Origin of the sequence: Polaribacter sp. HaHaR_3_91 (assembly GCF_019278525.1) — a bacterium.
Taxonomy (GTDB): domain Bacteria; phylum Bacteroidota; class Bacteroidia; order Flavobacteriales; family Flavobacteriaceae; genus Polaribacter.
Genome location: NZ_CP058986.1, coordinates 267,052 through 284,617 on the forward strand (window position 1 = coordinate 267,052; position 17,566 = coordinate 284,617).

7 protein-coding genes are annotated in these 17,566 nt (G+C 31.2%); all 7 read left to right on the top strand.

Going from position 1 to position 17,566, the window contains the following annotated elements:
* The first annotated feature begins 14 nt into the window (after nt 1–14).
* Nucleotides 15–3,080 (top strand): glycoside hydrolase family 2 TIM barrel-domain containing protein, encoded by a 3,066-nt coding sequence (locus H0I27_RS01240; RefSeq protein ID WP_218732133.1) that lies wholly within the window; start codon nt 15–17, stop codon nt 3,078–3,080.
* A gap of 981 nt (nt 3,081–4,061) precedes the next feature.
* Complete coding sequence (locus tag H0I27_RS01245) at nt 4,062–7,139, top strand: TonB-dependent receptor (protein ID WP_218732134.1); 3,078 nt, start codon at nt 4,062–4,064, stop codon at nt 7,137–7,139.
* Between the two features lie 12 nt (nt 7,140–7,151).
* Nucleotides 7,152–9,062: a RagB/SusD family nutrient uptake outer membrane protein gene (locus tag H0I27_RS01250; RefSeq protein WP_218732135.1), complete on the top strand. Its 1,911-nt coding sequence runs from the start codon at nt 7,152–7,154 to the stop codon at nt 9,060–9,062.
* A gap of 56 nt (nt 9,063–9,118) precedes the next feature.
* Nucleotides 9,119–11,914 (top strand): SusC/RagA family TonB-linked outer membrane protein, encoded by a 2,796-nt coding sequence (locus tag H0I27_RS01255; protein WP_218732136.1) that lies wholly within the window; start codon nt 9,119–9,121, stop codon nt 11,912–11,914.
* A gap of 25 nt (nt 11,915–11,939) precedes the next feature.
* Nucleotides 11,940–13,676 carry a RagB/SusD family nutrient uptake outer membrane protein gene (locus H0I27_RS01260; protein ID WP_218732137.1) on the top strand — a complete coding sequence of 579 codons (1,737 nt, stop codon included), beginning with the start codon at nt 11,940–11,942 and terminating at the stop codon, nt 13,674–13,676.
* 19 nt (nt 13,677–13,695) lie between these two features.
* A complete protein-coding gene (locus H0I27_RS01265; protein WP_218732138.1) occupies nt 13,696–14,619 on the top strand; it encodes a DUF1735 domain-containing protein in 924 nt (307 codons plus the stop codon).
* Between the two features lie 749 nt (nt 14,620–15,368).
* Nucleotides 15,369–17,540, top strand: a complete 2,172-nt coding sequence (locus H0I27_RS01270; protein WP_218732139.1) for an alpha/beta hydrolase fold domain-containing protein — start codon at nt 15,369–15,371, stop codon at nt 17,538–17,540.
* Nucleotides 17,541–17,566: the final 26 nt, after the last annotated feature.

Below are 17,566 nucleotides of genomic sequence, written 5' to 3' on the forward strand. Positions count from 1 at the left end.
ATAATTTAAAAGATATGCGTATAAAAAATTTAGTATTCCTTTTTGTTTTTAGTTTTATATTCTCTGGTTTTTCTAGTGATAAAAAGCCTAAAGATAAAACTGTACAACGTCTCAATTTTGATGCCAATTGGAAATTTATTCAACAAGACATTACAGGAGCAGAAAAAGTTTCTTTTAATGATGCTTCTTGGAGAACCTTAAATTTACCACATGATTGGAGTATAGAAGGTGAGTATAATGAAAACAACCCAATGGGAGCTGGTGCAGGATACTTGCCTGCAGGTTTTGGTTGGTATAGAAAAACCATTACTGTTCCAAAAGATTGGAAAGGAAAACATGTAGAAATTGCTTTCGATGGTGTTTTTATGAATAGTACGGTTTGGGCAAACGGCCAAGAATTAGGAACAAGACCTTACGGTTGGGTTTCTTTTGCGTACGATGTTAGTGAATTAGCCAATACTGCAGAAACAATAACCTTTGCAGTTCGTGTAGATAATGATAAACAACCTGCTGCACGTTGGTATACAGGTAGTGGTATCTATGCACATACTTGGATCGATGTAAAAAACAATACATATGTTAAAAGAGATGGAATTTTTCTTAGAACGGAAGGTGATAAAGTTTTTGTAGAAACAGAATTATTCACAAAAGAAGACTGTGAAAAAGTAAAATTAATTACTTCTATTGTTGATGCAAACGGTGTTGAAGTTGCTTCTAATAAGGATAAAGTTAAATTAGAAAAAGAGGCACTTGTAAAAACGGATTTAAGTATAAAAAATCCAAATTTATGGTCTGTAAAATCTCCTTATTTATACACTTTAAAAACTGAATTACTAGTTGGTAAAAAAGTAGTAGATATTGTAGAAACTAAATTTGGTGTTAGAGATATTGAGTGGGTTGCAGAATCTGGAATGTGGATTAACGGTAAAAACGTAAAATTACAAGGAGTTTGTAATCATCAAGATGCGGGAGCTATGGGAGCTGCAGTACCTTATAAAATTCTTAAGTTTAGAATTCAGCAATTAAAAGACATGGGTGTGAATGCTATTAGAACTTCACACAACCCACAAACACCAGAATTTTATGACATCTGTGATGAAGTAGGAATGATGGTAATGGATGAAATTTTTGATGGTTGGCACAAGAAAGCTAAAAACGATTATGGTGCGCATCATTTTGATGAGTGGTGGAAAAAAGATTTAACAGATTGGATTAAACGTGATAGAAACCATCCTTCTATAGTTATTTATAGTGTTGGTAATGAAACACGTGGAGATATTGCTAAAGATTTGGTAGCAACTTGTAATCATTTAGACCCAACAAGACCTGTAACTTCTGGTCATTCTGGTTCAGATCACATGAATGTTTTAGGGATAAACGGAGGTAGTGAAAAGAAAGGGTTTATGGAGAACTTAGCAAAAAATCCGAAGGATAGAGTTTTTATAGGTACAGAAAACACACATACCTGGCAAGTTAGAGGTTATTATAGAACTAAGACTTGGTATAGAGATGGTTTTCCTAATAGAAACCATACATATGAAATTCCTGATTTAACAGAAAAAGAAGTTTTTACACATGATTGGATTGACGAATCTGGTAGAAAAAACAGAAAACAAATTTTTAACTCTAGTTATGACAATGCAACTGTACGTGTATCTTCTAGATTAAATATCGAGCAATTAAGAGATGTTCCTGCGTATGCTGGTTCTTTTAGATGGACAGGTCATGATTATATTGGAGAGGCTGGTTATGTACATGGAGGTTGGCCATTTAGAGCTTTTATGGGAGGAGCTATAGATTTAGCAAACTTTGAAAAAGACTTGTTTTATTTATACCAAAGTCAATGGACCACAAAACCAATGGTACATATTTTACCACACTGGACGCATCCTAAAGTAGCACTTGATACTGAGATTCCGGTTTGGGTATATTCTAATACAGAAGAAGTAGAGTTGTTTTTTAATGATATTTCTTTAGGAAAACAAATACCAGGAAAAGATTGGGATAAAATGCAATGCCAATGGATGGTAAAATGGCAACCAGGAACGTTAAAAGCAGTTGGTTATAAAGATGGTAAAGTAGTTTCAGAAAAAGTGATTAGAACTGCCAATCAACCTTCTAAAATTAAACTTTCTGTTGATGGAGAATCTTTACAGAATAAAATAGATGATATCGTTCAGGTACGTGTAACAACTACAGATGATAAAGGAGAGTTTTATCCGTATGGAGAAAATAGGACCTATTTTAATGTTTTTGGATCAGGTAAAATTAAAGCCTTAGACAACGGAAGTCCTGTAGATGTAGAACAACATGTTGGGCCTAATCACAGAATTGCATTTTACGGATTAACACGTGCATATATTTCTGCAACAACTACTTCTGGAGATATTAATGTATTAGCAAGTAGTATTTTAGGAGAGAAAAAAATGATTACCTCTAATAAAGTAAGTATCGATACAGAGATTATCAATTTAAGAGGGAATAAAATCAATCCTATAATAGAAGTTTATTATACTACAAACGGAGAAACACCAACAACTAGTTCTAACGTTTACAAAGGAGCTTTTGAGATTGGTTTAGAAACAACTGTAAAAGCTTTAATTGTTGTTGATGGAAAAGAAACTCAGATTTTAGAAGAAAAATTCGGAAAAGATGAAGGTTTTACCTGGAATGAAACTTTAGAGAGCAAAGGGCAAATTGGTGAACAAGCTGAAGAAGCAACATTAGAAAATGCTACAATTTCATCTAAAGGGAAAAACTTTAACGGTAAAGGTTTTGTGAGTTTAAAAAGTAAAAACGCCTCTATTTCTTGGTACCAAGAAAATGATGGTAGTTCAGGTAATGCAGAACTAACTATTCGTTATAGTACAAATGTTGCCAATAAAGATGGGGCTTATGTAAAAGTAAATGTTAGTGGTAAAGTAGTTCGTAAAGAACTGTTATTAGCTAACACTAAGCAACTCGGTAATAATTGGAAAACTGTAATCATTCCTATTAAAATAGATCGTGGAGCGAACACAATATTGATAGAGTCTTTAGGAGATCAAGAAGTTTTAATTGATGAAATTGTAATTAAATAAAACGAAGATGTTTTATTAAGAATCTTAAATTCTTGTTTTATAGTCATTCTATAAAAATTAATAAGTGTAAAAATCGTTTAAAACAATCTTGTTTTAGACGATTTTTTATTTCAAATGGTATTTATAGAGGTGTTTTTTTTAAAAAAAATAAAAAGGATGCGTATTTTATGAGTGCAACATTTGTTATCTTCTAATAGCTGTTGATGGCATTTAAAAGGGTGCATTTAATTAATGTGCTTGTATTTAGTTATGTAGCTCTTTTTTAGTGCTATGAAGCAAGTTTTTAAGATGGCTTATAGTATGTAAGTATTCAGCCAAATATTATTTATAATGGCCTGTTACATCTTATTTCTCCATAATGATTTACAAGGTATGTTTTGGTATCAAAGAGAATAGATTATAAAATCTTTTAAATGTTCTTGTGGTATAGGTAAACGTTTGAAGGTTGGGGTTTTAAGTTTTTTAATAGGTAAACATACACACTAACAAGGAATAATTAATATGCTTAAAAAAAGCAGCTAGTTATCCTGCAAATTTATTATTGAATACAGGGGGCTTTACCTTCATGGAAAACTCATTAATAAGACCTGAAATTTTAAAAGAAGTAGGTAAATAGATTAAAAATAAAGGTTGAATAATCTTTTAAAAGCATAACCTTTTTTATATGTTAAATTAACTCAAAAGTTATTTATATTATATCTTAGAGTTTTGCAACAAAAGAAAACAAAACTCTTAAAAACCCCTATTTACAACTAAAATATCATCAAATAGCAACATTTTGAATCCCTATATGAGAAATTTCAATCTTAATAATATGTTAATTTTGTATGGGATTACATAATTGATTGATAACATAACTCCCTAGAATAAAAAAAATAGGAGAATTATCAAACAAAAAATAATCAAAAACAATTAATTAACTCATTAAAGTATTATGATTGTGAAATTTCAATATTCTACTAATTCAGAAAATTTAAATTTATGAAAAAACTCAACTTATTATTATTATTAATATCCATTTCTTGGGGTTCGTTTTCTCAAGATATAATTAAAGGAATTGTAAAGGATTCAGGAGGAATTCCTTTACCAGGAGTTAGTGTGGTCGAAAAAGGAACACAAAACGGAACAAGTACAGATTTTGATGGAGTATATCAAGTTAAGGTTTCTCCAAATGCTACTTTAGTTTTTTCTTACATTGGTTTTAAAGAGCAAGAAATAAAGGTAACTGGAAAATCTAGTTTAAACATTACAATGATAGAAGACACAGAAAGTCTTGCTGAAATTGTAATTATAGGTTACGGACAGCAAAAAAAAGAAAGTGTCCTTGGAGCTATAAGTCAAATAAAAGGAGAAGATATAGTAGAGTCTGGTTCTCCAAATATGGTAAATGCTTTAAATGGTATTTCACCAGGTCTTAACATTGTTCAAAGTTCAGGGCAACCAGGAAAAGAAGATGGTGAAATTTATATTCGTGGTAATGCAGACCCATTAATACTTGTAGATGGTGTAGAAGTTGTTGGAGGGTTCTCAAACATTGACACAAGAGATGTAGAAAGTATTAGTGTATTAAAGGATGGTTCTGCAACTGCCGTTTATGGAATTAGAGGTTCAAATGGAGTTATCATAATTACAACTAAACGTGGTAAAATAGGAAGACCTAAAATTAGTGTTACCAGTGAGTTTACTCTAAAATTAGTGCCAGAAGGACCAGATGTATTAGATGCTTTTACAGCTCAAAGTGCATTAAATACAGGAATTCTAAATGATCAAGCATATGCGAGTGGTTATAGTACAGAAGCGGATTTAGCACATTGGAAACAAGGTGATTTCCCATACATGTATCCAGATGTAAATTGGGATGATACACTTATCAAAAGTCATGCAACAAGTTTTAATCAAACGATTTCTATACGTGGTGGAACAGAATTTGTAAAATACTATGCTTCTGCAGGTTATTTACAAGAAGGAGATATTACAAAGACCGACCAACTTTTTAATTATGATCCTGAATATAAGTTTAGCAGGTATTCATTTAGAGGGAATTTAGATTTTTCTTTAACTAAAACAACAACACTAAAAACAAGTATTAGTAGTCGTTTAGAAGATACTAATGAACCTGGAAATGGAAGTAATTTATCTGATGCTTTTTTAGCTTTATACACATTAGCTCCTGGAAGTGTTATACCTTATTATCCGGCATCTGTTATGGAACAATATCCGGATCCTTTATATCCTGGACTTGCAGAAGTAAGAATTGGGGAAGGACCTAATGCTTATGGTTCTCTTAATAGAAGTGGTAGTGCAAACACTATAAAAACTGTTTTTTCAGTAGATCTTGAATTACAGCAAAAATTAGATTTCATCACAAAAGGACTAGCTTTTAACGCGAAGTATAATTTTATAAGCAGCTACGGTAGTAAAAGCCAGATCACTTATGATGGGTCTATTTCTTCTCAACAAGAGGCTTATACATTACTCCGTGATGGAACTTGGTCATCACAAGAAGGTATAGATTATGAACGTCCGTTATATTATATACAAGGGAGTGAAAGTGTTAATGGAAATCAAGAAATTAGTTATATAAAAACTCATTTAAGCTATGATCGTTCATTTGGGAAACATAATGTAACAGGTTTAGCACTTTTTAGTAGAAATGAAAAAACAACTAATGTAGATTTTCCTTTTTTTAATGAAGATTATGTAGGGCGTTTTACCTATAATTATGACACACGTTATTTTATAGAAGCAAGTGGTTCATATAATGGAGATGAAACATTTGCAAGGGGATATAGGTTTAAGTTTTTTCCATCTTTTGCTGGTGGTATAAATTTGGCAAAAGAAAAATTTGTTATGAATACTTTTCCAACTCTAAACAACTTTAAGATAAGATATTCATATGGACAAACAGGTTCTAAAGCAGGTTTAGGTAATAATAGATGGGTATATGATACTTTTTATGATTATGCATCTTCAACTGCAGAAAAAAGACCAGGTTCTAGGTATTTCTTTGGGGAATTGGTAGATAACTCACTTTCAGTACTTAAAATCACTCAATTAGGTAGCCCTGAATTAACTTGGGCTACTGATACCAAACAAAATATTGGGGTAGACTTTGGTCTTTTTAATAACAAAATATCAGGATTTATTGAGTTTTTTAAACAAAATAGAGATGGATTAATCCAAAGACTTGATAAAGATATTTCTGCATTGCATGGTCTTGATACAAGTAAACCTTATGCAAATGTAGGAGCTTCTGAAAGCCATGGATATGAAGTGTCTTTAACTTATAAAAACAAAACCGAAAGCGGACTAAACTACTCTTTAACTGGTTTTTACGGATTTAATGAAAATCGTGTTTTATCAAGTCCAGCGGATGGTAGTGGAACCCCAGAATACGCAACTGTAGCAGGTAAACCAAGTGGAACAACTGGATTATTACAAGCAGATGGGTATTTCCAAAATATTGATGAAGTAGTCAATTACCCAAGCTCTGCAGGTGACCCCGCGTTAGGAGATTATAGATATATAGATTACAATGCAGACGGATCTATAGTGGCAACAGATATAGGAGATCAAATAAGATTTGATATACCTAAATCAGCTAAACATAGTTATAGTTTTAAATTAGCAGCTTCGTATAAAAAATGGTCTGCGAATGCTATGATTAACGGAGTTTCAGGGCATCTAGGTATTATTGACTCTGATATTGCCTACGCTTTACCAGAGGGGGCTGCTTCAGGACGTGTTGAACAATTAGATTATTGGACACCTACTAATACCAATGCTCAGTATCCTGCGCTACATTCAGAAACAGACCCTAATACAGCAAATAGTACAGCAAGAATTATATCTTTAGATTATATTAAATTGAGAAGTATGAATATTGGGTATAATTTTGACATGAGTAATAGTAAAAGAATAAGTGATTTAAAGATATATATCAACGGAAATAATCTTTTTACCATTTCTGACATTGATTATGGAGATCCAGAAGGAAATGATCCTGGTGCTTATCCAATATTAAGAAGATTTACTCTAGGGCTAAACTTAAATTTTTAAAAAATAAAAATTATGAGAAAAATAAAATATACATTCGCTTTAATCATGACAGTTTTTATTATTAGCTGTGAAGATTATTTAGATCAATCAGAGGAAGCTGAAGGATTGACCGAAAATGCCATTTTTAATGATATTGTTTTAACAAGAGACTTTTTTGATGGTGCTTTTACGTATTACCTTTCAGAAGTAAGTGTCGTAAATCAAAGTCCAGATATTCTTCCTGGTATGACAATGTCTGGAGAAGGATACCCAGGTAGAACAGCATCACCTGTACCTGAAACATATCAATTTTATGCTCAAGGAGATTATTTAAGCTTGATGAATAGAACTAGTGGATCAGATACTACCCCAAACTTTGTTTCTAGATACTTTTTTTGTTTTAAAGGAATTAGAATTGTGAATACTTTTCTTGAGAACGCAGATAACATTCCTAATTCTACTGAAGAGGAAATTAATTATTTAAAAGGACAAGCGTATTTTTTAAGAGCTTCTTTTTATCACTTGTTAACGAAGCGTCATGGAGGACTTATTTATTTAAAAGAAACCTTAAGTGTAAGTCAACCCTTAACGTCTAAAAGAGAAAGTTATGAGAGTAACTTGTCAGATATGTTAGATGATATAGAATTAGCTATAGAATTATTACCTGTTTCGTGGTCAACAGAGAGTGTAGGTAGACCAACAAGAGGTGTTGCTATGGCTTTAAAATCTAGACTTACATTATTTGCCGCGAGTCCATTAGCAAATGAAACTAACGATGATCAAAAATGGATAGACGCTGCAACAGCAGCTTCAGATTTAATTAACTTTGCAAATGCAAATGGTTTATATACACTTGCAAATGCAAGTGCAGCAAGTACCTTAGATGTTGATAGAGATGGAGCAGACCTTTTAGTTGCAGAACCAACTGCTTTGCAACCTTATAGAAATATTTTTGTAGGATCTGGTATACAAAAAACAATTCCTAGCGAAGTAATATTTATGGAAGCAAATCAAAAATTCTTTACTTTTGGAGGTATTCTTAATCCTACACCAAGACTTAGTTTAACTGTAGGTTTTGATATTATAAAATTCAACAATAACCCAATGAATATTGGAGCACTTGCTAATTTTATTGAGAAATTTGAAACTAAAAATGGTTTGGCAATTGAAGATGATCCATCTTATAATTCACAAGACCCATTTATTAATAGAGATCCAAGGTTTTATAATAATATATTGTTTGATGGTGTACCATGGACAACAACAACTGCAGGTCCTAAAAATGATACACCTTTTGTAGATTTAGCAGTAATAAATGAAGAGGGAAATTATGGTAAAGATTTAGACGATCCTTCTAGAACGACTTCTCCACTAATTGTTTACAATTTAACAGGATTGCGTATTAGAAAATGGATACCTAATGGAGCGTATTGGAGAACAGGTAATGCAGGAAATTTCAGTTATCATGTTAATAACATTATATACAGAATGCCAGAAGTGTATTTAAACTATGCAGAGGCAGTTAACGAAGTATATGGGCCAAATGGAGTTGCTCCTGGAGGAACATTAACAGCTGTAGGTGCAATTAACCTTCTTAGAAATAGAGTTGGTATGCCAAATGTAGCTGCAAAATATACAGGTTCTAAAGAAGGTTTTAGAGAAAGAATTAGAAATGAGCGTGCTATTGAGTTGTGTTTTGAAGGTTTTAGATATGATGATTTAAGAAGATGGAAAACTGCACATTTAGAAGAAAATAAAAAAGTGGAGTTTTTAAAGATGCGTTGGCAAGGTGGTAAGTCTGCAACATATCCTTCTGGTTTTAGTTATGAAAATGAAGAACAGACTCAATTAAGGAAAACGTTTAATGATAACAACTATTGGTGGCCAATTCCACCTTCAGAAATTGAAGCAGTGCCTTCTTTTGAACAAACGGAAGGATGGTAATTAGTGTTAAAACACTAAATAAGGTATCATGAACTTAAAATTATAAAAATTAACAAATGAAATTAAATATAACAGAATTGAAATTTTTTGCTTTCTGCTTACTTAATGCTCTAACTATCAATATTGGTATTGCTCAGAATACACCAATAGATAATTTAGCAATTCAAGACTCAATTCCAGCAAATAAAAATGAATTTTTAAAAACACCTTTTGGGGTTTTTAATTTAAGTCAAACAACAGGAGCCGTTTTTAGAATTTCAGGTGATGAACTTCGTCAAACCGCAGGAGATAATCTTTCTGAGGCATTAAGAGGTAGAGTTCCTGGGCTAAGAATTATTAGAGGAACAAATACACCTGGTACAAATGGAAGTTATTCTTACGTATTAAACGGAGGAACTCCATATGTACTAATAGATGGTCAACCAAGAGGGCTTCAAACAGATTTAAGAGAAGTAGATGAAGTTATAGTACTTAGTGATGGTACTTTTAACTCTTTACTAGGAAATTTAGGAGATAATGGACTTATATACGTAGTTACAAAAGGAGGAAAAGTAAGTAAACCTACAGTAGAAGTTAATTATCAAAGTGGTTTTAATATGGCAACTCGTTTACCAGAATTATTATCAGCTCCAGAATATGCAGAGATAATAAATCAAGCATCTAATAATGATGGTTTGGGAGATATTTATAGTGCTGAAGATATCGCAAAATATAAAGATGGATCTGACCCTATAAACTTTCCAAATGTAAATTCTAGAGAAGAGTTCTTAAAGTCAAGTTCACCTTCTAACTTTGCTTCGTTAAATGTATATGGTGGAAAAGAAGATTTAAAATACAGTGCCTTTTTAGGGTATTCAGATTGGGAAGGTTTAGAAAAAGTAGGAAATCCAATAAACGGTAGAAATATTACCTTTAGGACTAAAATAGATACACGTATTAACAATTTACTTAGAACACATGCTAGTGTTTATGGAAAATTTGGAAAGAACAATAGACCTATTCTTGATGCAGATGCTATGTTTTTATGGATTTCTGCTACACCTGCAAATTCATTTCCTTTAAAAGTAGCAGATTCTGCATATGTGGTAAGTAACGAATTTCAGACCAATTTACTTTCAGAGTTAGAAAATGGAGGTTTAAGAACAGATTATACAGCCAATATGATTTTTGATATAGGATTAGATTTTGATTTTGAAGATTATATTCCTGGTTTAAAGTATGATACTTATCTAATGATGAGAACGTACAATGCCCATACTTTATCAACAAATAACAACCCTGGTTTATACACTTTAGAAACAACACAAGACGATGTTACTGGAGAAGATATTACTAATCTAATTTTGTATAGACAAGATTATCAAAACACAGGTATTGCAAGGTCAAACACTGCAATACAAAGAAATTTTGCTTATAATGGTAATCTTAGTTATATAAAGGAAATGAAGGAAAGTGTTTTGAATTTAAACTTAAATCATCTTTTATATTATGAGCCTAGCACAAATTCAGGAAACCCAGATAGACGTAATTTAACGGTTAACTTAAACGGTTCGTATGCATTAAAAAATAAATATATTGCATTTGCAAACTTAAATTCAAGTAGTAGTTCTAAATTTATAGGAGATAATAGAACTAAATACTATCCAACAGCTGGAATCGCTTGGGTAGCATCCAATGAAAAATTCTTAAAGGACAATAAAAATATTGATTATCTTAAATTTAGAGCTTCTTATGGGCAAGTAGGTACAGAATATACATCTACTTCACTATTTTATTTAAGCACATGGGGTGGAGGTAAAACAAACAGTACAATGTATACAGGTATAGCAACTCAAACTCAAAATCAATATGGATATAGACAAAGTAGTACAGCTAATGAAGAAATAGATTGGATAGTGTACAACCAAATGTTTCTTGGTGTAGAAATGAGTTTGTTTAAGAAATTGAGACTTGATTTTAATTATTTTAACATTGATAATAAAAATTTAATAACTAATGCAAGTGCTCTTTTTGCAACTGCATTAGGTGATAACATTTATTTACCACAATTAAATTTTTCTGAAAGAAGAAATAAAGGTTTCAATACTAATGTTACATTTAACGATACTCGTGGAGATTTTAGATACCACCTAAGTGTTAATGCTGGTTATAATAAAATTACAGGAGAAAAAATTGCTGAAGTACCTTATCCAGATCAGTATAGATTACAACAAGGTGAATCAATAGATAATTTTAATGCTTATGTAAGTGATGGCCTTTTTACTGCAGAAAATATTGATGATGCTTTACCTCAGTTCGGAGATGTACAAATTGGTGATATTAAATATGTAGATCAAAATGGTGATAATGTTATTGATTCTAGAGATCAAACAACCGTAGGAAATACTACACCAAGATTTAATTACGGTGTTAATGTAGGAGTTGAATATAAAGGAATCAACTTAGATATTGTAGGAATGGGTGTTGGAGGTTATGATATAAATCTTAACTCAATATCTTACTATCAACATTATGGTTTAAGAAACTATTACGGTAGCTCTAAAAACGATCTTCCTAATGGAAATGTATTCCCTAGATTAAGTACTATACAAAGTGACAATAATCAACAAAATTCAGATTATTGGCTAGTAGATGGAAGTTATTTTAGAATTTCTAATGCTGAGTTAGGATTTACGCTACCAGAATCATTGATGTCAAAAACAGCAATTACAAGTGTAAAATTATTTTTAAGAGGAAGTAATTTAGCATTGTTTAGTAAAATGAAAGATTTAGATCCAGAAGATACTAGATCAGGATTTTTTGAATATCCAATGATGAGAACATTTGTTTTTGGAGCTACGGTAAATTTTTAATAAATAAATGTTAAAAAACAGAAAAATGAAATTAACAAATAAGATTTTAACAATTATTACCTTGACAATAGGTATTACAAGCTGTAGTGAATTTTTAGAAGATGAAATTCAATATACTAGAGAGGAAGTAGTTACAACTTCAGGCTTGAAATCAAGAGGTATCATAGACGATATTTATACAGATTATTCATTCCGATATACTACAGATTTTTCAAATGAATATTTAACAGATAATGGTGTTGCAAACGATACGGAAACAATATTGGCAACTGGCTATTGGGGCCCAACTAATAATCCATATAATTATGTTTGGCAACAGTCTTACGATAATATTAGACAAATATATCAATACATAGATCTTGTTCATAATCAAGATTTACAAGTTTATCTATCTGAAGGAAATCAAATATTAAATGAAAGATTAATAGATAGATATTATGGTGAGGCACTTTTTTTAAAAGCATGGGCAGAATGGGAGTTACTTAAAGTATTTGGTGGTCCTTCTGAAAGCGGAGAAATGTTAGGATTTCCTATTGTAAATGGGATATTAGAAAATGAAGAATATGCAAGTTTGAGTAGAAATACTTATGATGAATGTGTAACTCAGATTATGGAAGATTTAGATATTGCCATTGCAAAGTTGCCTCTTGTATATGAAGGAGATGAAAATGCGAACCCTGCTTTTAGTGCAACAGAAACGGGTAGAGCAAGTGGTCTAGCGGCATATGCATTAAAAGCAAAAGTAGCATTATATGCTGCAAGTCCAGCTTTTAATCCATCTAACGACCTTTCTAAGTGGGAGCTAGCTGCAAGTTATGCGCAGGAGTTAATCGTTCAAAATGGAGGTTTAAGAAGCTTACAGTCTTTCGATTTTGATAATGAAACTAATTCAGATCATATTTGGAGAATGCGTAATGATAGAAATAATAACGCATTAGAAAAAAGTTTATATCCACCGTCTTTATTTGGATCAGGTTCGGTAAATCCATCTCAAAACTTAATTGATGCTTTTCCAGATGCTAATGGATATCCTATTGATAACGGTTTAAGTACGTATAACAATACAGTTCCTTATGTTTCAAGAGACGAAAGATTTTATAAGTTTGTATTCTATAATGATGATCAATGTTTTGAATCTGCTGATTGTTCAGATTTTAATGCACTAGAAATTTATGAAGGTGGTATGGATTATTATGGAGGGTTTAATAATTCTTTAGGAACAAGAACAGGATATTATTTAAAAAAATATTTAAATAATTTAAACTTTGATCCATCAGTAACTACTGCTGTTACAACAACTTTACCTAAAGTATATGTTCAGTTAGAACTAAATGACATCTATTTAGGATATGCTGAAGCATTGAATGAAGCTTTTGGAGAACCAAGTATATTGCCTGCTGGGTTTAACTTTACAGCAAAAGAAGTTTTAGCTAAAATAAGACAAAGAGCAGGGTTATCTACAGATCCATATTTAGATATTTCGGCTGCAAATCAGTCAGATTTTAGAAATTTATTAAAAAATGAGAGACGTATAGAATTGTGTTTTGCAGGTGAAAGGTTTCACGATTTAAGAAGGTGGAAAGATATTGACAACATAGAAGACATTAAAGGAGTTAAGATTAGTAAAAATTCTGATGATACTTTTTCATTCGAAAACATCGATGTGGAAAGAAGAAATTATGAAGCTAAAAATTATTATCTTCCATTACCATACAGTGAATTATTGATAAATACTAATTTGAAACAAAACCAAGGTTGGTAATAAATTAAAAACAAAGATTATGAAGAAAAATATATTAAAATCTATAGCTAAACTATTAGTGCTTATTGTAGGATTAAGTATCACGTCATGTTATGATGATTTTGTTGAAAACGAATTTGATTTCACTTCAGTTTATTTACCACACGAACAAATTGACCGTAGTTTTATTATGGGAGAAGGAATGAGAATAGGTGTAGGTGCTGTATTAGGAGGAAGATTAGATAATACAGAAGATGTAGAAATAACTTTTTCATTAGATGATGATTTAGTAACAAATGCAGGTAAATCTGTATTACCTAGCAACTATTATGAATTGGTTGATAGTGAAGGAAATCCATCAAATAATAAAATTATTATTCCTGCTGGAGAAGTTCAAGGTTTTGTGTATGTAAAAGCAGATTCTATTAATTTCTTAGGAGATGCATTATCATTAGGAAATAATTATGCTTTAGGATTTACGTTAGAGAATGTTGTAAATGCAGATTCTATTTTAGTTGATACAGAGTCAACTAAATATAAGTCATCATTAATTACATTTACTTATATCAACCAATTATATGGTCATTATTTTCAAAAAGGTCAAGTTGTGAAAACGGAAGGTGCCTCAGAAGAGACAATTACTTACGTTGGTGACATTAATAATAATGAAAATGTAGAGTTAACTATGGTATCTCCTAATACTGTACAATGTAATGGTCTTGCTCTTTTAAGAGAGTCTGATAAAAAAATGAATCTTGTAATTGCAGATGATAACTCAATTACAATCGAGAGTATTGCTGGAGCAGTTGTTGTAACAGATAATGATGGTTCTTTTTATGATCCTGCTACACGCACAATAACACTTAATTATTCTTTTGAATCTAACGGAGCTACTTATGTAGCAAATGATGTTTTAGAGTTCAGAAATAGAGAAGTTGATGGTGTAAATCAAATAGGTATATAGTTTTCTATCTAAAAAATCATTAATAAACTTAAAAAAAGACCAATATCTATATTGGTCTTTTTTTGTACAATAAATTTGAGATTTACTTAAGGTAAAAGTGTTGTGTACTGCTAAATATTTGATTGAATTTTATGCATGGTCATAATCTTATTATAAAGTTTTAGACACTCGTCTAAATAACTTGATATAGGTAACTTATTGTTAAAAAGCCCTTAATTGTAACATTTTTACCCATAATGTTAGAAAATTAATGCTTAAAGAATAATTATGTTTGTTAAAAAAGTAACATTATTTTATTTACATTTTTTAGTTTATAAATAATATTACTATAATTTTTCAACTAATTATGAAAATTTCATTTTTTAGTAGAGACAAACCTTCACATGAAGGTGCCTTTTGCGAAAGGGTTAATTTTATGACAGAGCAATTCTAAAAAGTAGCAATTTTAAGTGTTGTAGACATCAAAATTGAAGGTAAAATAAAGACGTATCCAAACCCTGTAAAAAAGGAAATACTCATAATATTTCAATTAGATTCAAATTTTAATTCAGAAAAAATTGAACCCCAAATAATAAACTATTTAGGGCAAGTAGTTGTAAAGAATACATTTTATCCAAATAGAGATTCTAACATAGTTTCTATAGAAACTCAAAATTTATAAACAGGGATTTATTTGCTAAAAATACGTGATCATAAAAGTTTAAAAAGGCTAAAATTTGCTGTTCAATAATTTATCAAAACAAAAAATCATGAAACAAACATTACAATTTATCTTTATATTTATTATTTCAAGTGCTAGTTTGTTAGGTCAAACCAAAGTAGTATCATTAGAAAACAATACTGGAATTATAGCAGATGACTTAGGATCTGTAACCCTTTGGGAGAATCAAATTGAAGGATACGGAGATGCTACACAAAGTAATACAGCTTTAGGTGGTGACAAATTATTCGAAACTTATCCAGGAAAAGTAAATGTAGGTTTTAGCAAAGATGGTTCTTTTCTTGAATTAGAAGGTTCAAATACGTCAATTTCAGACAATACATATAGTGTTTTTTATGCAGGTAAAGCTAATCCAGAAGGGAAGCCAGCATCCTTAATAGGGAATTATGATGTTCCTGGAAATTTTAACAGTTGCTCTGGAATTCGGTTTTTAAGATTAGCCGATGGTAGTATTGTTTTTGATTATGCAAAACCAAATTATGTTCGTGTCGTTTTAAACAATATACCCGGTGATGATTATTTCTTTTTTGGATTTACCATGGATGCTTCTGGAAATTATAAATATTTTGATAGTAGCGATCCATCAATAAAAACAGGAAAGATTAACGATACAATGGTTCCGAGTCAAGACGAAGACCTTAAATTGAATCTTTTTGAAGAAAGAGATGGAGGACATACTTATAATCACACAGAGGTTGTAGAAGTATCCATGTATGATGATGTGCTTAGTACTACGGATTTTCAAAATGAATACGATAGATTGGCTACTGAATATGCCGAACTTGTGATTACTGAATTTGAAGTTACCAATGTATTGCCTAATGATGAAAGTTTTCGAGAAGGTATTTCAAGAGATGCTCCAATTGTAGTAACGTTTGATCAAGCTATTGATGAAACTTCAGAATATCCAAAAATTTATATAAACAAAAGTGAAACTGAAACGACTGGTAATTGGGTTTTATCACCTTCTAATGTTCTTACGTTTACACCTACCGAAAGATGGCCAGCTAGATCATTAGTTACCCTAAAAATACAAGAAGGGCTTAGATCTACAGATAATGCTATTATTGGTTTAGCAAAACGAGATTCCTATGGTTTTATAGTAGATGCAGAGGAAACTTTTCCTATTGAAAGTTATGAGTTAGGAGAACCAATAGCTATCATAGATTATATAGCTAGAACAGGAGAATCTATAGTGGGTCATAAATTAACAATGAAAATAACGACTCCTACTATAACTGAAAATACAACTGAAAAATTCCCTGTTCATATTTTTGTGCACGGTGGTGGTTGGGCTGGAGGAACAGCAGAAAGTTCTGGTGCTGATTATTCTTTACATAAAGATTATTTAGCAAAAAGCTTAGGGTTTGTAACTCTATCTATATCATACAGAACCGTAGGTGCTGGAGGTACTTTTTCTTATGGTTTAGAAGATGTATATACCGCTTACCAATGGGCTATAGACAATGCAGAAACTTATAATTTAGATATGACGAAGGTGTTTTTTAGTGGAGGTTCTGCAGGTACTCCTTTAGCAGCATTAGCCTCTCAGACATTACCTAACATTCTAGGGTATATTGGATTTAATGGAATTTATGATTTTGTGAATGATGCAGGAGATTTTGGTGCAGGAAATTGGTACAAGCAAGATGTACCTAGTGAAACAGAAAATTCTGCTATTTTTAATTTAAGTGACAACCCTCCTCCAACGATATTGATGCACGGTGATGCAGATAATACGATCTCACATAATCAAAGTATAAATTTTGCTGATGCTATAAATGCCAAAGGAGGTAATGCGAAAGCCATCATATATCCAGGAGAAGTTCATGCATTTTTTAGTAGAGATAAAAAATACCATGAAGAGTGTTTTTATGAGATGGTTAATTTTATGACAGAACAACTTGAAAAAGCAGGATCTTTAAGTGTTGGTACTATAAAGAAAGAGGGTAATGGAATAATATATCCTAATCCTGTTAAAAAAGGAGATAATCTTCAATTAAAAGCAGGTTTTAATTCTGAAATAATTACAGCTAAAATTATAAATTATTTAGGTCAAACTGTATTGGAGACGTCGTTGTACCCAATAAATGGGACAAAGATATTTAGCATAGATACTAGTAATTTAAAACAAGGGATTTATTTTTTGAATACAATTGATAATCAAAACTTAAAAACTTTAAAATTCGTAATTCAGTAATTTAAGTTTAAAATAATTAAATAAAA